18 protein-coding genes are annotated in these 18004 nt (G+C 37.4%); 15 read left to right on the forward strand and 3 right to left on the reverse strand.

The window, feature by feature from the left end; all coding sequences use genetic code 11:
* Positions 1-124 precede the first annotated feature (124 nt).
* From AC3RVF_RS03510 to AC3RVF_RS03530, 5 genes are all read left to right on the forward strand, one after another.
* Positions 125-3115, forward strand: a complete 2991-nt coding sequence (locus AC3RVF_RS03510; RefSeq protein WP_489692771.1) for a DNA polymerase III subunit alpha — start codon at positions 125-127, stop codon at positions 3113-3115.
* Between the two features lie 109 nt (positions 3116-3224).
* Positions 3225-4442, forward strand: coding sequence for a DNA polymerase IV (dinB, locus tag AC3RVF_RS03515; RefSeq protein WP_489691094.1), 1218 nt, complete (start codon positions 3225-3227; stop codon positions 4440-4442).
* 179 nt (positions 4443-4621) lie between these two features.
* Positions 4622-6046 carry an L-serine ammonia-lyase gene (locus tag AC3RVF_RS03520; RefSeq protein ID WP_489691093.1) on the forward strand — a complete coding sequence of 475 codons (1425 nt, stop codon included), beginning with the start codon at positions 4622-4624 and terminating at the stop codon, positions 6044-6046.
* Between the two features lie 126 nt (positions 6047-6172).
* Positions 6173-6991, forward strand: a complete 819-nt coding sequence (gene panB / locus AC3RVF_RS03525) for a 3-methyl-2-oxobutanoate hydroxymethyltransferase (protein ID WP_489691092.1) — start codon at positions 6173-6175, stop codon at positions 6989-6991.
* A gap of 155 nt (positions 6992-7146) precedes the next feature.
* Entirely contained in the window at positions 7147-7803 is a 657-nt protein-coding gene (locus AC3RVF_RS03530; RefSeq protein ID WP_489691091.1) for an RluA family pseudouridine synthase, read from the forward strand.
* Here the strand turns inward: AC3RVF_RS03530 and AC3RVF_RS03535 are convergent.
* From AC3RVF_RS03535 to AC3RVF_RS03545, 3 genes are all read right to left on the reverse strand, one after another.
* Positions 7800-8453 carry a response regulator gene (locus AC3RVF_RS03535; protein WP_489692772.1) on the reverse strand — a complete coding sequence of 218 codons (654 nt, stop codon included), beginning with the start codon at positions 8451-8453 and terminating at the stop codon, positions 7800-7802. The two genes, AC3RVF_RS03530 and AC3RVF_RS03535, sit on opposite strands and share 4 nt — an antisense overlap.
* Complete coding sequence (locus AC3RVF_RS03540; protein ID WP_489692773.1) at positions 8450-9091, reverse strand: sensor histidine kinase; 642 nt, start codon at positions 9089-9091, stop codon at positions 8450-8452. The genes AC3RVF_RS03535 and AC3RVF_RS03540 overlap by 4 nt, the downstream gene beginning before the upstream one ends.
* A 970-nt stretch (positions 9092-10061) precedes the next feature.
* Entirely contained in the window at positions 10062-10418 is a 357-nt protein-coding gene (locus tag AC3RVF_RS03545) for a hypothetical protein (RefSeq protein WP_489691088.1), read from the reverse strand.
* 242 nt (positions 10419-10660) lie between these two features.
* On the opposite strand from AC3RVF_RS03545, the gene AC3RVF_RS03550 reads away from it, so the two are divergent.
* The 10 genes from AC3RVF_RS03550 to AC3RVF_RS03595 all read left to right on the forward strand — a co-directional run bounded on the left by AC3RVF_RS03550 (position 10661) and on the right by AC3RVF_RS03595 (position 18000).
* A complete protein-coding gene (locus tag AC3RVF_RS03550; protein ID WP_489691087.1) occupies positions 10661-11251 on the forward strand; it encodes a Pvc16 family protein in 591 nt (196 codons plus the stop codon).
* Complete coding sequence (locus tag AC3RVF_RS03555) at positions 11251-12126, forward strand: hypothetical protein (RefSeq protein ID WP_489692774.1); 876 nt, start codon at positions 11251-11253, stop codon at positions 12124-12126. The genes AC3RVF_RS03550 and AC3RVF_RS03555 overlap by 1 nt, the downstream gene beginning before the upstream one ends.
* Positions 12127-12134: 8 nt before the next feature.
* Positions 12135-13559, forward strand: a complete 1425-nt coding sequence (locus AC3RVF_RS03560) for a phage tail sheath family protein (protein WP_489691085.1) — start codon at positions 12135-12137, stop codon at positions 13557-13559.
* 73 nt (positions 13560-13632) lie between these two features.
* Positions 13633-14070: a phage tail protein gene (locus AC3RVF_RS03565; RefSeq protein ID WP_489691084.1), complete on the forward strand. Its 438-nt coding sequence runs from the start codon at positions 13633-13635 to the stop codon at positions 14068-14070.
* Entirely contained in the window at positions 14070-14510 is a 441-nt protein-coding gene (locus tag AC3RVF_RS03570; RefSeq protein WP_489692775.1) for a phage tail protein, read from the forward strand. The genes AC3RVF_RS03565 and AC3RVF_RS03570 overlap by 1 nt, the downstream gene beginning before the upstream one ends.
* 1 nt (position 14511) lies before the next feature.
* The gene (locus AC3RVF_RS03575; protein WP_489692776.1) at positions 14512-14673 is read left to right on the forward strand and encodes a DUF5908 family protein; all 162 of its coding nucleotides are present in this window, start codon (positions 14512-14514) and stop codon (positions 14671-14673) included.
* A complete protein-coding gene (locus AC3RVF_RS03580; RefSeq protein ID WP_489692777.1) occupies positions 14673-15359 on the forward strand; it encodes a CIS tube protein in 687 nt (228 codons plus the stop codon). Before AC3RVF_RS03575 ends, AC3RVF_RS03580 begins: the two co-directional genes overlap by 1 nt.
* Positions 15360-17105 carry a type VI secretion system tip protein VgrG gene (vgrG, locus tag AC3RVF_RS03585; protein ID WP_489692778.1) on the forward strand — a complete coding sequence of 582 codons (1746 nt, stop codon included), beginning with the start codon at positions 15360-15362 and terminating at the stop codon, positions 17103-17105.
* A 108-nt stretch (positions 17106-17213) separates the two neighbouring features.
* The gene (locus AC3RVF_RS03590) at positions 17214-17507 is read left to right on the forward strand and encodes a PAAR domain-containing protein (RefSeq protein ID WP_489692779.1); all 294 of its coding nucleotides are present in this window, start codon (positions 17214-17216) and stop codon (positions 17505-17507) included.
* Positions 17508-17592: 85 nt separating this feature from the next.
* The gene (locus AC3RVF_RS03595) at positions 17593-18000 is read left to right on the forward strand and encodes a GPW/gp25 family protein (RefSeq protein WP_489691078.1); all 408 of its coding nucleotides are present in this window, start codon (positions 17593-17595) and stop codon (positions 17998-18000) included.
* Positions 18001-18004: the final 4 nt, after the last annotated feature.

Raw genomic sequence — 18004 nt, forward strand, 5'->3', positions numbered from 1 at the left:
AAAAAGTTGCAGGGATTAATTTGAAAATCGGCATTACTACTGCCCTAGTCAAAAAAATATTTTCTTCGGAATTTACGCTTCATTGTTGGAAATATTCCATAATTTTGGAATAAATCCAAAGCACATGTTTTTGAATTGCCACAGCTATTATAGTTTACGTTACGGAACCCTTAAAATCAGCGATTTGTTGCATTTGGGCCAGCAGAACGGAGCGGCTTCCATGGCGCTCACAGATGTCAATTCTACTTCCGCTTCTTTAGAATTTGTTCGCATTGCTTCAGATTATGGTGTAAAGCCAATTTTGGGTGTAGACTTTAGAAAAGGCGCGCAACAGCAATTTATTTTATTGGCAGAAAACAATGCTGGTTTTCAAAATATAAACGAATATCTGTCAGCTTTTCTTCATCAGCGGGAAAGCACTGAAAATGTAAATATTCCTTCTAAAGCCGAACAAATTGCCAACACATTTGTAATTTATCCGTATGCATCTTTTGAAGGTGAAACACTTTTGGAAAATGAATTTCTTGGTGTAAAGACAGAAGACATTAATTGTTTAAAATTTTCGCCGTGGAAAAATAGGCAAGATAAATTGGTGGTTTTGCAAACCGTGACTTTTCAGAATAAAAAAGGTTTTAATACACACCGATTGCTTCGTGCAATAGATAATAATACGTTGCTCAGCAAACTGCCAACTTCGGAACAAAGTAGTGAAAACGACGTATTTATTTCGGAAGAAAAACTAAAAAAAGCTTTTGAAGAATTTCCGCAAATTATTAAAAACACAGAGCAACTTTTAAAAAAGTGCAGTATTTCTTTCGATTTTTCGAAGGAAAAAACTTGCAACCAAAAATCGTATACTACTAATGAAGATTTAGATTTCCGATTACTGAAAAAATTGGCTTATACGGGAATCCATTACCGCTACAAACGCCCGGGCGAGCGAGTGATGGTGCGGATAGAAAAAGAGCTGGGTGTTATAAAAGAAAAAGGATTTGTTTCCTACTTTTTAATCAATTGGAAAATTTTAAAATACGCTCGCAGCAAAGGCTATTTCTACGTAGGTCGTGGCAGTGGCGCCAACAGTATTATTGCTTATTTGTTGCGAATTACAGATGTAGATCCTGTGGAACTCGATCTCTATTTTGAACGTTTTATAAATTTATACCGAAAAAATCCGCCCGATTTTGATATTGATTTTTCGTGGCAAGACCGCGACGATATTACCAGTTTTATTTTTAAAACATTTAAAAACACGGCGCTTATAACCGTTTATAACACCTTTAAATTTAAAGCTTCGGTACGCGAATTGGGAAAGGTTTTTGGGCTACCAAAAGAAGAAATTGATAAACTTTCTACACAAGATTGCGACTTTAAAACGCTAGACAAGATGTCGCAATTGGTAATTGTTTACAGTCAATACATTCAAGGTTTTCCGAACTATTTGGGAATTCACGCCGGTGGAATCTTGATTTCAGAAAAACCCATTCATCATTACACCGCCACTTTTATGCCGCCAAAAGGCTACGCTACTACGCAGTTTGATATGGTAATTGCAGAAGATATTGGGCTTTATAAATTCGATATTTTAAGTCAGCGTGGATTGGGAAAAATAAAAGATGCTGTGGAAATTGTAAAATACAATCATCCCGAAATACCGCCTTTGGACATTCACGACATAAAACGTTTTAAAAAGGACGAAAAAATAAAAACACTATTGCGCAATGCGCAGGCAATTGGTTGCTTTTATGTAGAATCGCCCGCCATGCGAATGTTGCTCCGCAAACTGCAAGTGGATGATTATTTGGGTTTAGTGGCGGCTAGTTCGGTAATACGACCGGGCGTTGCAAAAAGTGGCATGATGCGCGAATATATTTTGCGCTACCGTTTCCCCGAAAAAAGAAAAGAGGCACACCCCGTTTTACTGAATATTATGCCCGAAACTTATGGCGTAATGGTCTATCAGGAAGATGTAATAAAAGTAGCGCATCATTTTGGCGGCCTCGATTTGGGCGAAGCAGATATGTTGCGAAGAGGAATGAGCGGCAAGTTCCGATCGCGGGAAGAGTTTCAAAAAGTGAAAGATCAGTTCTTCAATAATTGTAAAAATTCGGGTAAAAATGAAACATTCACGGCAGATGTTTGGCGGCAGATTGAAAGTTTTGCTGGCTATGCTTTTGCAAAAGGACATTCCGCTTCGTATGCTGTGGAAAGCTACCAAAGTCTTTTTCTGAAAGCCTATTTTCCGTTGGAATATATGGTGGCTACACTCAACAACGGGGGTGGTTTTTACAGTGTAGAACTTTATGTGCACGAAGCGCGAATGCACGGCGGAAATATTTTGCAACCCTGCATTAACCGCAGTTACGGCGCAACTATTATTGATGGAAAGGATATTTATATTGGGTTCGGGTTTTTACAATCTTTGGAATCAAAACTTATTGAAAAAATAATTGTTGAACGTAACAAAAATGGCGCTTTTGAGAGTTTGGACGATTTTTTAGAACGTGTTTCCATCGGGATGGAGCAGGTAACAATTCTTATAAAAATAAACGCTTTTCGTTTCACGGGAAGAAACAAACGCGAACTACTTTGGGAAGCGTATATGAAAATAAATAAAGTGAGTTTTGAAGAAAATGTGTACACACTTTTTAAACCGAAAAAGATTAATTACAAAACCCCTTCCCTACCGCACACCACGCTGGAAGATGCTTTTGATGAAATGGAACTGTTGGGTTTTCCGCTGTGTAGTCCTTTTGATTTACTCACAAATTCTTCGGAAAATAAATTGCGGGCAACGCATCTTTCCCAACGTATCGGGAAAATAGTAACTATTGAAGGATATTTAATAACAACTAAAAGGACCCGAACGTCTAAAGGTGATTATATGTACTTCGGAAATTTTCTGGACCGAGATGGCGATTTTGTAGATACGGTACATTTTCCGCCGGTTGCCAATCAATATCGCTTCCGCGGAAAAGGAGTTTACAGTATTACCGGAAAAGTAACGGAAGAATTTGACTGTATAAATATTGAAGTTTTAAAAATGGAGCGGCTGGGGATAATTCAAGATCCGAGGTATGCTGCTGAAAAAGGACGTATGACCGCTTCGATGTAAAGACTTAAGACGGTAGGACGTAAGACCGCTTCGCTATAGGACATAATAGTAACAATTAAGAGATTCCCGCCGTAGTTTATCCTGAGCGGTAGTCGAAGGGCGGGAATGTATGAACGACAAAAGAAACATAGTACACATGGATTTGGACACATTTTTTGTGTCCTGCGAGCGCTTGTTAGATAGTAGGTTGATTGGAAAACCAGTGCTTATTGGCGGCACCAGCGATCGTGGCGTAGTGGCTTCGTGCAGTTATGAGGCACGCACTTTCGGGATCCATTCTGCAATGCCGATGAAGTTGGCCAGACAGTTATGCCCCGAAGCCATTGTAGTTCGTGGCGATGCCAGCACCTACAGCAAGTTTTCAGAAAATGTTACCGATGTTATAAAAGAAAGTGTGCCACTTTACGAAAAGGCTTCTGTAGATGAATTTTACATCGATTTAACTGGAATGGATAAGTTTTTTGGTTGCGAAAAATTAGCTTCAGAATTACGGCAGCGCATTATGAAAGAAACTGGACTGCCTATTTCTTTTGGGCTTTCAATCAACAAAACGGTTTCAAAAATAGCCACTGGCGAAGCAAAACCCAACAATCAAATTCATATTATAAAAGGCACCGAAAAACCTTTTCTTTCGCCTTTGGCAGTCAATAAAATACCAATGGTTGGCGAAGTTACTTACCGCGCTTTATGCGATCTAGGCATAAAACAGATAAAAACCATACAGGAAATGCCTGTGGAAATGATGGCGAAAGTTTTTGGGAAAAATGGGCAGACCATTTGGCAGAAGGCTAACGGTATAGACAATACGCCAGTAGAGCAATACACCGAACGCAAATCTATTTCAACCGAGCGCAGCTTTGACCGCGACACCACCGATGTAAAAAAACTGGAAGGTATTATTATTGCAATGGCAGAAAATCTGGTTTTCCAACTAAGGCGCGGCAACAAACTTACTGCCTGCGTAACCTTTAAAATTCGGTATTCAGATTTTCAGACTTATACTATGCAGCAAAAAATACCGTATAGTTCTGCAGACCATAAAATTATTCCAATAGTGATGGGGCTTTTTAAGAAACTATATCAACGCAGACTTTTAGTGCGGATGGTGGGCGTGCGGTTTAGCCATTTGGTGGAGGGCGGATTTCAGATAGATTTGTTTGACGATAACGAAAAAATAATCAATCTCTATCACGCTATGGACAAGATGCGGGACCGTTATGGCGATCGTGCTGTAATGCGCGCTGCGGGAATGGAAGCCAAGAGTATTGGCCGTTGGAATCCTTTTACGGGAGCACCGCCGCCGTTGCTGCCCAATAGACGACGCTGAATTAAAACCAAGTAGGCTCGCGAATTATCGCGTGCATCGAGTTTTCAATGATTTGATTTAAGGTTCAAGGTTCAAGGTTCAAGGTTCAAGGTTCAAGGTTCAAAAATAAAAATTCAGAATTCAGAATTCTTCATTCTTAATTAAATAAGATGCTATCTTTGTTTTTAAAAGAAAATTGAATGGAAAGCATTAGTGTTTTTGACATGTTATCGATTGGGGTTGGGCCATCAAGTTCGCATACCTTGGGACCTTGGCGCGCAGCATTACGTTGGATAGAGGAATTGAAAGAAAAAAATCAATTTGAAGAAGTTGTAGGTATCACCGTAGATCTGTATGGCTCACTGTCACTTACAGGAAAAGGTCACGCCACAGATATAGCAATAATGCTAGGTTTAACAGGGTTCGACCCCGTAACTTTTCCTATTGAAAATATTCAAAAAGAAATTGATTTCATTACTTCTGAAAACAAATTGAAACTAAACAATGAGTTGGATGTTCCATTTTTTCCGAAGGAAAACATAATTTTTAATCGGAAATTTCTCGAGTTTCACCCAAATGGAATGACTTTTAGAGCAACTTTGAAAAACGGTTCTGTAAAATCTTCTTCATTTTATTCAATCGGCGGTGGATTTACTGTAAAAGAAGAAAGAAAGAACAAAAAGATTAAACAAGATAAATTTGCAAAATTTCCATTTCCTATCGAAAAAGGTGCAGAACTTGCTGCATATTGCAAAGCTGAGAATAAAAGCATTTCTGAAATAGTACTCGAGAACGAAAAATCGCTCAGAACCGAAGCCGAAATAAACGACGGTCTAAAGAAAATATGGGATGTAATGTTAGATTCCATGTACGTTGGCGCCCATACCGAAGGCATCCTGCCAGGTGGACTAAACGTAACCCGACGCGCTTTTGAGATGAATAGAAATCTTATTGGTGAACATACTTACAACGGTGCAGATGAATGGGTTGCTGCAATTAGAAATACAGAAGTTAAGTTTAGACAAATATTGAAATGGGTTTCGTGTTTTGCATTGGCAGTAAACGAAGTTAATGCTTCACTTGGGAGAGTCGTAACAGCTCCAACCAATGGTAGTGCTGGCGTAATTCCTGCAGTAATGTTGTATTATATGGTTATAGAAAACCACGACGCTAATTTTGACGATGTGCGCAAATTCCTACTCACTGCAGGTGAAATTGGAAGCATTTTCAAAAAAGGTGCAACTATCTCTGCAGCAATGGGTGGTTGCCAAGCTGAAATTGGGGTATCATCTTCAATGGCGGCCGGAGCACTCTGCGAATTAATGGGTGGAACACCAGACCAATGTTTAATGGCCAGTGAAATTGCCATGGAGCATCACCTAGGTTTAACCTGCGATCCAATTGCTGGTTTGGTTCAAATTCCGTGTATTGAACGCAATGCAATGGGTGCCATAAAAGCCATAAATGCTTGTGAAATGGCACTAGACAGCGATCCGGCAAAAGCAAAAGTGCCACTAGATAAAGTGATTGCAACAATGTGGGAAACAGCAAAAGATATGACATCTAAATACAAAGAAACCAGTGAGGGAGGATTAGCGGTGCAAGTAAACATAAGTGATTGCTAAAATACTTGGATTTGTACCTCGAATAAATTTTATACACATCACTTCTTTCAAAGAATTATTAAAATTCTAAAATCGGTAATCTAAAATCGTAAATTATTACTTTTACCCCTCAATTTCATTCAAACTATGAGCACAGCTAAAAAAGAGTACAAGCGTATTACTACCAAAACTTTGGTGGATATGAAGAAGAAAGGCGAAAAGATTTCGATGCTAACCGCCTATGACTTTACCATGGCAAAAATCGTGGATAGCGCCGGAATAGATGTTATATTGGTTGGTGACTCTGCTAGCAATGTAATGGCTGGCCACGAAACAACATTGCCAATAACGTTGGACCAAATGATTTATCACGCTGCTTCTGTAGTTCGTGCAATTGAGCGTAGTTTGGTAGTAGTAGATTTACCTTTTGGGAGCTATCAAAGCGATCCGAAAGAGGCGCTGCGTTCAGCGATTCGAATTATGAAAGAAAGCGGCGGCCATGCGGTAAAACTTGAAGGTGGAAAGGAAGTAAAAGAATCCATAAAAAGAATTTTAAACGCAGGTATTCCAGTAATGGGCCATTTGGGTTTAACTCCTCAATCCATTTATAAATTTGGAACCTATACCGTTCGAGCTAAAGAAGAAGAAGAGGCCGAAAAACTTATTGAAGATGCTATTTTATTAGAAAAAACGGGATGTTTTGCTATAGTTCTGGAAAAAGTTCCAGCCAAACTTGCCCAAGAAGTTGCAGAAAGAATTAGCATTCCAGTAATTGGTATTGGTGCCGGAAATGGTGTTGACGGTCAAGTGCTAGTAACGCACGATATGATTGGGATGACGCACGAGTTTAACCCGCGTTTTCTTCGTCGTTATTTAGATTTATATACTGAAATGAAAGATGCTTTTAGTAAATACAGTTCAGATGTAAAAAGCGGCGATTTTCCGAATGATAGCGAACAATACTAAAAAAGGAATTTTCAAATTACAAGCACCAAATTCCAAATAAAAATTCAATATTCAATATTCAATATTCAAAAAATCAACTTCGTTTTTTCTAAACTTTTAAACTGCTCCCAATCTCAACAAAAAAAATACATAGTACAAAAAACAATCTTCAGGTTTTGTTTGAAGACAATCATTTAATTGTTGTTAACAAACGTCCTGGCGATATTGTGCAGGGCGATAAAACGGGTGACGCCCCTCTTTCCGAAGTTGTAAAAGAATACATAGCCGAAAAGTACGATAAACCAGGTGCAGTATTTCTAGGCGTGGTTCACAGATTGGACCGACCCACGAGTGGCATTGTTATCTTTGCACGAACTTCAAAAGCCTTAGCGCGGCTGAATAAAATGTTTTCTGAAAGGGAAACCGAAAAAATATATTGGGCTGTAGTTAAAAATGTACCGCCTAAAACGGAGGATACTTTAATTCATTTTTTAAAAAGGAATCCCAAACAGAATAAGTCCTACGCGCATATTAAAGAAGTGCCAGACAGTAAAGAAGCTATTCTTCATTATAAACTTCTGAAAAAACTAGACAATTATTATTTATTGGAAGTAGTGTTGGAAACCGGAAGACACCATCAAATTAGGTCACAACTTTCTGCTATTGGATGTTTTATAAAAGGCGATTTAAAATATGGTTCTGATCGAAGCAATCCCGATGGCAGCATTCATCTTCACGCCAAAAAACTGAAACTTATGCATCCTGTGCAGAAAGAAACCGTCAGTTTAGAAGCACCCACTCCCGATGATTCTATTTGGAATGCTTGCAATTAGATTTTAATTAAATTCTTTTTCAAAGCATAAATAACCAAACCTACCCTATTTTTTATATTAAGCCGCTTAAACAAGTCCTGCCGATAACCATCGATGGTTTTTGGACTCAAATCCATAACATCTGCTATTTCTTTATAAGTCATTTCCGAACAGGCTAATTTCATAAACGTGAGTTCGTTTTCCTTAAAATCTAACATTCTTCCATCTTCGTCTGGGGTGAGTGAATGAAGTAATGTTTCGGCTACTTTTTCAGAATGATAATACCCTTTTTGTAGTAATTCTATTAGTGCCTCGTTCAAAATTTCTGGGTGAATGTCTTTCAATAAATAACCATTTGCACCTTTTCTCAGCATTTTTAGAATAGTTTGCTCATCGTCTTCCATTGAAAGTGCAAGCACTTTTATATCTGGATGACTTACGCCGAGCCAATCTAAAGTTTCGAAACCGTCCATAATTGGCATATTAATATCGAGCAGAATTATTTCGGGCAAAATTTCTCTATCCGCCATTTCTGTCTGCAGTTCCATTCCGTTTTTAGCAATAAAGAGAACGCTGAAATTCGGAAATGAGTTAATTAGCTTGGCTAACGAACGTGCAAGAAGCGAGTGATCATCAACAATTACAACAGTATTTTTGTGGTCGGACTTCATTGTGCTTTTTTATAGGGATACCTCAAATTTAATTGAGTACCCTCGCCTATCTCTGATGTTATAGAATATTCTGCGTCAATGAGTTGTGCGCGACCTTTCATTGTCTCCATTCCAGAACTATCTGTTTTTGCTGAAGTATTAAAACCTACTCCATCATCAACAGCTAAGATATTGAGGGATTGTTCTTTATAATCTAAATGTACGAATAATTTTGAAGCTCTAGCGTGTTTCAAAACGTTTGAAAGGAATTCCTGTAAAATTCGAAATATTATAATTTCGTTTGCATTGTTAATTGGAATTATATCGCCCGTAATTTTCAAGGTTGCATCTAAATACCCCAAACGCTTAAATCTGTCCAATTCTACTTGTAATGATGCCAGTAGTCCGTTCTTTAATATTACATCGTTGTTGAGTACTTTTGAAAGCGAACGTATTTCTTGAACAGTATCTTGTACTAATTTTTTTGTTTCCTGTATTTGCCCGTGAAGGGAAAGTGGGGCCGAATTCATCATAACATTCAACTGTATATTTGCCACAGAAAGTAACTGACCAACATTATCGTGTAATTCCCAAGCTATATTTTTGAGCGTTTGTTCCTGAATTTCTATTTGTGAATCGGCAAGTTCTCGTTGGTACATTTGTTCAGCTTCGAACCGTTCTTTAAGAAATTTATTTTTTCGGCGTTGAAATGCTACAACAAAAAATATGGCAAAAATCGTAAATAACAATAGCATTACGACAATGTAAACTATTAATAATTTTTCTTGGGGAAGTAAGGGTTCTCTTTCTGATAGCATATTAAAAATCCTACAATATAAGTAGCGTATAAAAAATAATTACATCCAAAGATAATCGGCTTATACAATTTGACAAAGCTTGGGTCAACAGAATTGCTGAAATATGAACTATAAATAAATAAAGGGGTAGTGCATAAGTGAAAAAACAAAGCCCCAACAGATATATAAAATGGCAAACTCCTTTGCACACTTAATATTTGATCGCTCTTAAGTAATTCTAAATAGTACAGAGCGATGCTAATGAAAACTAATAACGTTCCAAATAAACGAAAAACAGGCAAAAATATATCGAAAAACTCCTTAGTAAATATAATTTCGAATACACATACTACCATAAAAATTAAGGATAGTATATTGAGAAATACAACAGACTTCTTCGACGTTAAATACCATTTAAAATAATTGATATAAAAAAGATAACTTACAATACCGTATAAGTTATAAATCCAATAATTTTTTTCAAATATTCCGCCTTTTAAAAAAGATAGATACCCGTAATCTACAGTGAAAACACTGTACCAGCCCAAAATTTCTACACATATGGTAATGAAAAGAAAAAGGGTTAAGTAAAAATTTGGCCTTGATTTATTTTTTTTATAATAAATAAAAGAAGCTATAAAAGCTAATAATTCCAATGCATTTGCTACAATTACTGCGGTCATTTACAATAGTTTCTTAAAATAAATAGTGAATTTGAAAGTAAATAAATTGGTCCATTAATTATTTCTTCCAAAGTTGAAAAATTGGAAAAAACAGTTTTAAAAATAAGAAATCTTCAAGCTAGATGTGAAGATAAAATCTCCATTGAAAATTAATAAACGTTTGGAGGCCATCCACCTACAACTGTATTTAATGGTTCAATTTTATAATTATTTGGAGAATCTTGGGCTGTATTAATTGTTGGGGCTAAAAAGCAAGTAGCCTTATTTGCATTAACATTATCATACGCTCCAAAATAAATACGAATACCAGGGTTCATAATATCCTGTAATTTAGATTGTTCCCGTACATAGTCTAGAAACTGCTGCATTTCGGTTAGACTGAAAAGAAACTCACGAGTGTCTATTGAGCCCATAGCGCGTTCAATATCCATTGCGCGCGTAGTTACCCAGTTTTCCTGTAATTGTTTTGCTTTGTCTACGGTGATACAATTTTTTGGTTTTGACATAATTGAAATTGGTTTTTGGTTAATTACCAACGAATGTAGTAAAAACAATCAAAGCAGCACTTTATAGTTATAATATTCAGGGAAAATCCCCCGTGGCTATCAGAATTTTCCTATAGCTGAAAAGGGTTTTTCCTATAGCAAATTCAGGCTAAACCTTTAGCTGCTCAGGTAAAATACTGTTGCATAGTGCGTTATAATTGTTTATATTGCATGTGTTAAATTAAAGTTAATACTTCTCGCTCATGATTTACGAGACACTAGAAATTTTAAAAGATCAGGTTTCAAAATATTTGGAACAAAAAACGGGTGACGCAAGTTTAGTGGTTTTGGAAAACGTGTCGAAATATGACGATCCAGAAGTAAACACGATGAATGACAAAGTGGTGCTTTCACTTTTAAATATTGAAGAAGAAGCAACACTTAAAAACAACCCTAACGTAAAATTTAAAAATGGAGAAACTATTTATAGAAATCCTCCCGTTAATTTAAATATTTACGCACTCTTTTCTGCTAACAGAAGCACTTACACAAACTCGCTTTCTTCCATTTCTTTCATTATTGAATTTTTTCAGTCCAAAAAAATATTCACTCAAATTAATACTCCTTTAAATCCAATAATTCCCGCATTAGATAATATTACGGAATTCCGCTTTATAACTGAACTCTACACGCCAACATTTGAGCAGCTAAATTATATCTGGGGAACATTGGGTGGTAAAGCGCTGCCGTCTGTTCTCTATAAAGTAAGTGTTGTGAAAATTGAAAGCAATGCTCTCTTTGAAAAAGGCACACCAATTACTGTAGTTGCCGGCACCTTAAACAATATAACTTAATGAGTTTCACTACAACATATCGTGTTCTGTTTAATGTAAACCTTTACCATCATTATTTTTTGGATAATGGCAGTACCGTTTTTGATAGTAATTTAGGCTTAAAAGAAATACAACTGGCCAAATATAATTTTGAGGATTTCTGTCAACTAATTCCTTCGGAAGAAACGCAGGAAATATTTAAAGGGAATAAAATCGTTTTTAAAACATTACCCGTTGGATTTACTATTTACGCTAAAGCGGAAGAAACTGCCCCTAACTCCGGCACTTATAAACCTTTTGTAAATCTTTCGCAAACTACCGTATTCAACTTTCTAATTTATGTGAAGGATTCACTTTTTGAAAATTACTCAACAGTGAATTCGAAACCATCAATTCCATATTTCTTCTCAAATACAAAACCCGTTTCGGAAGGAGTTTCTTTTAAATATATTGATTTAGAAGCCACTACCCTACCCGTAGAAAATTTCACTATAAATCAAACTAGCTATAGTGAAATAAGCAAAGGCCTTTCAGAAAAAGAAAAAATAGGACTCTTCGGCATCATTTCATTACAAATGAGCGGAGACGACACCATTCCTTTTGACGGTCGTGCCCGAAACATTCTGAATGTAAATGGAACAATACCAGCAAGCCCCAAAATTTTTAAAATTCAAATTAAAAACCGCAAAACTATTTGGAATTACCGCAGTGCAGTTAATAGTAGCCTGCTTCATTCCACGAATCCCACAAAATTGCCGCTGACTAAAAATGGCATTATTGGGTACAGTTTTGGTGGCCAAGAGCGTCCCTCAGCTTCCCCTTCACGTCTCATCTTTGAAAAAGATGGTGGTGGAAATATAATCAAGACCATTTCAGAAATTTATATTAATCAATAACAAAAACTATGGCAACTACGTACAAAACACCCGGGGTTTATGTGGAGGAAATATCGAAATTTCCACCATCGGTGGCACAAGTGGAAACAGCAATCCCAGCCTTTACAGGCTACACAGAATTAAGTGAAACTTCGGTTCGTAATAAACCAAAACGCATTGTTTCGCTTTTAGAATATGAAACATATTTTGGCAAAGCTCAAAATGAAGCCGCAATTACAGTAACCATTAAAGATACTATCAACAGCGGACCGCCAATTAAGCTTTTGTCTCAACAGTTTAGTGTAGCCATGCCTACTTCAAGTCCTTTTTTGATGTATTACGCCATGCGTATGTATTTTGATAACGGTGGTGGGCCTTGCTACATCTGTTCAGTTGGAGACTATACGGGTGGCACTGTAAGCCAAGTGGCACTTGTTGGTGGTTTGAATGAATTTGAAAAATTTGACGAACCTACATTATATGTCTTTCCAGATGCAATGGCTGTTTCGACTGCAGATAGTTACTATTCACTCATAAATAAAGCTTTGATGCAGTCTCAAAAGCTGAAAGATCGCTTTGTTATAATTGATTCATTCGCAAACAATAGCGATAATATACGCAACACGGCATCTTTGGGTAATGGTGTAGATTTATTAAAATACGGTGCCGCCTATCATCCTTTCTTAAAGACGGTTTATAGCTATGCTTACGCCGATGCAGCTATAACATTGGCTCACAGTATAACCGACGAAACAAACACAGTTTCTACGGGTATTTATGACACAAAAAAACTTGACGAACTTGCAGATAGTCTGGATAGTGATTTCAACTTAATACTTTACAATAAAATAAAAACCGAGCTGGAAAAGCAGTATGTAACGCTTCCGCCTAGCAGCGCAATGGCTGGAATCTACGCTCGTGTAGATAGTAATCGTGGCGTTTGGAAAGCGCCTGCAAATGAATCTGTTAGTGCAGCCGTAGAACCCTCTATTAAAATTACACACGAGGCGCAACAAGATTTAAATATTCATGTCTCTGGAAAATCTATTAATGCCATTCGGTCATTTACTGGGAAAGGTATTTTGGTTTGGGGAGCGCGCACACTTGCTGGTAACGACAACGAGTGGAAATACGTTCCAGTTCGTCGTTTTTTCAATATGGTTGAAGAATCTGTAGAGAAAGCATCTTCACAATTTGTCTTTGAACCCAACGATGCAAATACTTGGGTAAAAATACGCGCTATGATTGAGAATTTCTTAATTCTTCAATGGCGTGCTGGAGCATTGGCAGGAGCCAAACCCGAACAAGCTTTTTACGTGCGGGTTGGTTTAGGCGAAACTATGACGGCAGACGATATTCTAAACGGAATCATGAATATTGAAATAGGAATGGCCGCAGTACGTCCAGCAGAATTTATAGTGCTCAAGTTTTCACATAAAATGCAGGAAGCTTAAATAAAGTCGGCAGTTTTCAGCCGCAGTAAGCAGTTTAATAGAGTAATTATTCAATAACTTAAAACATAGCAAGATGGCCAATACATATCCATTAGTAAAGTTTCATTTCTCAGTTGACTGGGGAGGAACAAACATAGGTTTTACCGAAGTCAGCGGACTAGATGTAGAAACCGAATTAATAGAATACCGTCACGGTGCAAGCCCAGAATACAGCAAAATTAAAATGCCGGGGATGCAGAAATACAGTAACATCACTTTAAAGCGCGGATCGTTTGCAAACGATAATGAGTTTTATCAATGGTGGAACACGGTTAGTCTAAACACCATTGAACGTCGTGACATTACAATTTCTTTGTTGAATGAGGAACACGCGCCCGTAATGGTTTGGAAAGTAAAAAATGCTTTTCCAATAAAAGTTCAGTCTACAGATTTAAAAGGTGATGGCAATGAAACCGCTATTGAAACTTTAGAAATTGCACACGAAGGTCTATCAATTCAAAACGGTGATTAATGAGCACGATATATCCTCCGGTAAGCTTTCATTTTAAGGTTGAATTTAACGGTATTTCTTCACAGGATAAGGACGTTCAGTTCCAATCCGTATTAGGATTATCTGTAGATATTGAAACCGAAGAATTTGCAGAAGGAGGCGAAAACAGATTCAAACATAAATTCCCGATACGATCTAAATTTCCAAACCTCGTTTTAAAACGTGGCATGGTAACAGATTCCGAACTCATAAAATGGTGTCGGAACGCTATTGAGAGTTTTCAGTTTGAACCAGTAGATCTTACCGTGAAATTACTGAATGAAGAACATGAACCACTTGTAACTTGGAATGTAGTACACGCTTACCCCGTAAAATGGGAGGTTGCTGAACTAAATGCCGAAGAAAGCAAAGTGATGATTGAAACCATAGAATTAGCATATAATTATTTTACACTCGTATAAAATGCCAATAGAAATTAAAGAACTGCACATAAAAATAAATGTGAACGGAACCGAGCAGACCAACGCCTCTCCTAGTAAAAATCCTGGAGCAAAGGCGGATGCAATTGTGAAAACTTGTTTGGAAGAAGTAATGCGAATTGATTCTAGAAAAAAAGAACGATAATGAAAGGCGAACTAAAAAAGCTGAAAATAATTGGCTTCAAAGACGATAAGTTTACCGAAAAAGTGGGCGATGGCGAATTTACTTCGTTGTTGAACCCAGAAAAATATACGTTTAAATATAAAATAGAATACACCGAAGCTCAGGGCCAAGGTACAAGCGCTACACAACCCAAATATTTACGCTCCGTTCCCGAGGATTTAGATCTACAGTTTCTTTTTGACCGCACAGGTATAATTAAAGGACAAGACAATAAATTGGGAGATGGCATAGTCGAAGATATTGAAAAATTCAAAAAAATAGTTTTCGATTATAATGGCGATGAGCACAAACCCAATTATTTAATGATAGGATGGGGAACGCTACTATTTAAAGGGGTTTTAGCCGAAATGTCTATTGAATACAAACTTTTTTCGCCCGAAGGCGTGCCGCTACGAGCCGTGGTTACTGCTAGTTTTAAAGGAGTGGTTGAAGACAATTTGCGTGTTGCCCGCGAAAATAACAACTCGCCAGATTTAACACATGTTCGGATGGTTAAAGAAGGTGACACCCTTCCACTTATGACTTTCAGAATTTATGGCGATTCAAAATATTATTTAGAAGTGGCAGCTGCTAATAATCTTGTGAATTTTAGAAGACTGCAGCCCGGACAACAAATTATATTTCCACCCATAGAAAAAGTTTCATAAATGAATAATAGCAGAACAATAGAAACCGCGCGCAGCGCAGATTTAGTGAGCTTCAAAATACTTATTGAAGGCACGGAACTTTCTGCTGTCAATCAAGTAAAAAGTATTTCGGTAGAAAAAGAAATAAATAGAATTCCCTTTGCGCAACTTGTTTTTGTTGATGGCGATGCAGCTTCTCAAAACTTCAGTTTAAGTGAAGAAGATTCGCTTATTCCCGGAAATAAGATTGAAATTAAAGCAGGTTACCACGGTGACGAGGAAACCATTTTTGTTGGAATAATTATAAAACACAGTATTAAAATTCGTGAAAATTCTTCTGTTTTAATTGTTGAATGTAGGGACGAAGCTGTAAAAATGACAATCGGCAGAAAAAGTAATTTTTATCACAACAACGAAGACAGTACTATTATTGAAGAAATTATAGGGAAATACAGCTTGCAAAGCGACCTTGAAGCTACTTCGTATGTTAATAAAGAACTGGTGCAATATCGAACTTCGGATTGGGATTTTATTATGACCCGTGCTCAATTTAATGGTCAGATCTGCGTGGTTGATGACGGAAAGATCAGCATCGCTAAACCAGATCTTTCACAAACCGAAATTGAAACCGTTGCCTTCGGCGCTACTCTGTTAGATTTTGATGCAGAAATGGACGCTCGAAATCAGTTTAATTCTATAACTGCTTTCGGATGGAATCCATCCGATCAAGAAATAGTAGAGACCGAAGCTGCCGATCCAAATCTTTCTTTAAATGGAAATATCTCAGTTTCAGATTTAGCTGAAGTAATAGATCTTGACGACCTAGAATTAAAACACGGAGGAAACTATAATTCAACGCAACTTCAGCAATGGAGTGATGCAAAAAATTTATTTCAACAACTCTCAAAAACCCGTGGAAGAGTGAAGTTTCAGGGAATTGCAAACGCAAAACCCGGAACAATGTTGAAGTTGGAAGGTGTAGGCGATCGCTTCAACGGAAAAATATTTATTAGTGCCGTTCGTCACGAAATAGTAGACGGCAATTGGACAGTAGATGCCGAATTCGGTATAAATCCAGAATGGTTTAGCGAAACTTATGACGTTTCAGAATTACCCGCATCGGGTATTATTCCTGCAGTTAGTGGTTTGCAAATTGGGGTAGTTTCGCAATTAGAATCAGACCCCGATGAGGAAGATAGAATTTTAGTGAAAATACCAATAATAAATAAAGACGAACAAGGTATTTGGATGCGTGTTGCAACTTTAGATGCTGGAAATAATCGCGGATCGGTCTTCCTTCCTGAAATTGGCGATGAGGTAATTGTTGGTTTTTTAAATGATGACCCAAACCACGCCGTAATTCTTGGAATGCTTCACAGTAGCGCAAAACCTTCACCAATTAAGGCTTCGGACGACAATCACGAAAAAGGATTTATTACCCGTAGCGAGATGAAATTAATTTTCAACGATGATAAAAAATCTATCACTATTGAAACCCCGGGTGGAAAGAAAGTAATAATAGATGAAGACGCGGGAGTTATTAAAATAGAAGATGAAAATAGAAATATTATAACAATGGATGACAGCGGAATTGCTTTGGAAAGCGGAAGCGATTTCAGTATAAAAGCAACTGGCGATTGCAATATAGAAGCAGTGAATATTAATCTAAAAGCCGACGCACAATTTAAAGCAGAAGGCAGCGCCGGCGCTGAAGTTTCAACCAACGCCATCGCAGTTTTGAAAGGGTCTTTAGTACAGATAAATTAGACCCCCTAATACCCCGAAGGGGGACTTTTGAACTTCCTGCAAGGTTTAAAAACCTTGTAGGTTTTATAAAATGTAGATAAAAACGGAAAAACAATAAAAATTAGAAATATGCCCGCAGCAGCACGAATAACTGATATGCACATCTGTCCGATGACGAACCCAAACGGAAGTCCGCACGTTGGTGGACCTATATTACCACCTGGGGAACCGACGGTACTTATTGGCGGAATTCCCGCTGCTAAAGTTGGCGATATGGCAACCTGTGCCGGACCGCCAGACTCCATTATTATGGGATCTGCTACAGTGTTAATTGGCGGAATGCCCGCAGCACGTATGGGAGACAGTACCGCACACGGAGGAAGCATAGTTTTAGGAGATTTCACTGTGTTGATTGGTGGATAAGAAATTGAGTCAAGCAAGATTTTCAAAATATTATAAGACTGAGACAGAAAAGATGTCCCAATAAATAATAGAAAAATAAATAATTATGAATACCGAAACATTTTTAGGCGAAGGTTGGAGCTTTCCTCCTCATTTCGACAAAAAAACAGGCCAATTGGTTACAACCACTGGCGTCGTAGACATTAATAAAAGTCTAGAGATTCTGTTGTCAACAAGATTGGGCGAGCGCATTATGCTCCCAAATTACGGCTGTAACTTAGAAGAACTGCTTTTTCAACCTTTGGATGTAACGCTTAAAACCTATATAAAAGAATTAATAACCTCTGCAATTCTCTATTACGAACCGAGAATTGATACTCAAAAAATAACACTAGACACCACAAATGAATTAAATGGTGAAATATTAATAAACATAGAATACATAGTACGCATAACAAACTCTCGAGCAAATATGGTCTTCCCTTTCTATAAAACGGAAGGCACAGAAGTTTAAAAAT

This window comes from Aequorivita sp. IT1183 (assembly GCF_058068265.1).

What these genes read in the sequence shown, in the direction of transcription:
- AC3RVF_RS03510 (WP_489692771.1), top strand. Translation starts at nt 125, where the DNA reads ATGTTTTTGAATTGCCACAGCTATTATAGTTTACGTTACGGAACCCTT.
- dinB (WP_489691094.1), top strand. Translation starts at nt 3,225, where the DNA reads ATGAACGACAAAAGAAACATAGTACACATGGATTTGGACACATTTTTT.
- AC3RVF_RS03520 (WP_489691093.1), top strand. Translation starts at nt 4,622, where the DNA reads ATGGAAAGCATTAGTGTTTTTGACATGTTATCGATTGGGGTTGGGCCA.
- panB (WP_489691092.1), top strand. Translation starts at nt 6,173, where the DNA reads ATGAGCACAGCTAAAAAAGAGTACAAGCGTATTACTACCAAAACTTTG.
- AC3RVF_RS03535 (WP_489692772.1), bottom strand. Translation starts at nt 8,453, where the DNA reads ATGAAGTCCGACCACAAAAATACTGTTGTAATTGTTGATGATCACTCG.
- AC3RVF_RS03540 (WP_489692773.1), bottom strand. Translation starts at nt 9,091, where the DNA reads ATGTACCAACGAGAACTTGCCGATTCACAAATAGAAATTCAGGAACAA.
- AC3RVF_RS03545 (WP_489691088.1), bottom strand. Translation starts at nt 10,418, where the DNA reads ATGTCAAAACCAAAAAATTGTATCACCGTAGACAAAGCAAAACAATTA.
- AC3RVF_RS03550 (WP_489691087.1), top strand. Translation starts at nt 10,661, where the DNA reads ATGATTTACGAGACACTAGAAATTTTAAAAGATCAGGTTTCAAAATAT.
- AC3RVF_RS03555 (WP_489692774.1), top strand. Translation starts at nt 11,251, where the DNA reads ATGAGTTTCACTACAACATATCGTGTTCTGTTTAATGTAAACCTTTAC.
- AC3RVF_RS03560 (WP_489691085.1), top strand. Translation starts at nt 12,135, where the DNA reads ATGGCAACTACGTACAAAACACCCGGGGTTTATGTGGAGGAAATATCG.
- AC3RVF_RS03565 (WP_489691084.1), top strand. Translation starts at nt 13,633, where the DNA reads ATGGCCAATACATATCCATTAGTAAAGTTTCATTTCTCAGTTGACTGG.
- AC3RVF_RS03570 (WP_489692775.1), top strand. Translation starts at nt 14,070, where the DNA reads ATGAGCACGATATATCCTCCGGTAAGCTTTCATTTTAAGGTTGAATTT.
- AC3RVF_RS03575 (WP_489692776.1), top strand. Translation starts at nt 14,512, where the DNA reads ATGCCAATAGAAATTAAAGAACTGCACATAAAAATAAATGTGAACGGA.
- AC3RVF_RS03580 (WP_489692777.1), top strand. Translation starts at nt 14,673, where the DNA reads ATGAAAGGCGAACTAAAAAAGCTGAAAATAATTGGCTTCAAAGACGAT.
- vgrG (WP_489692778.1), top strand. Translation starts at nt 15,360, where the DNA reads ATGAATAATAGCAGAACAATAGAAACCGCGCGCAGCGCAGATTTAGTG.
- AC3RVF_RS03590 (WP_489692779.1), top strand. Translation starts at nt 17,214, where the DNA reads ATGCCCGCAGCAGCACGAATAACTGATATGCACATCTGTCCGATGACG.
- AC3RVF_RS03595 (WP_489691078.1), top strand. Translation starts at nt 17,593, where the DNA reads ATGAATACCGAAACATTTTTAGGCGAAGGTTGGAGCTTTCCTCCTCAT.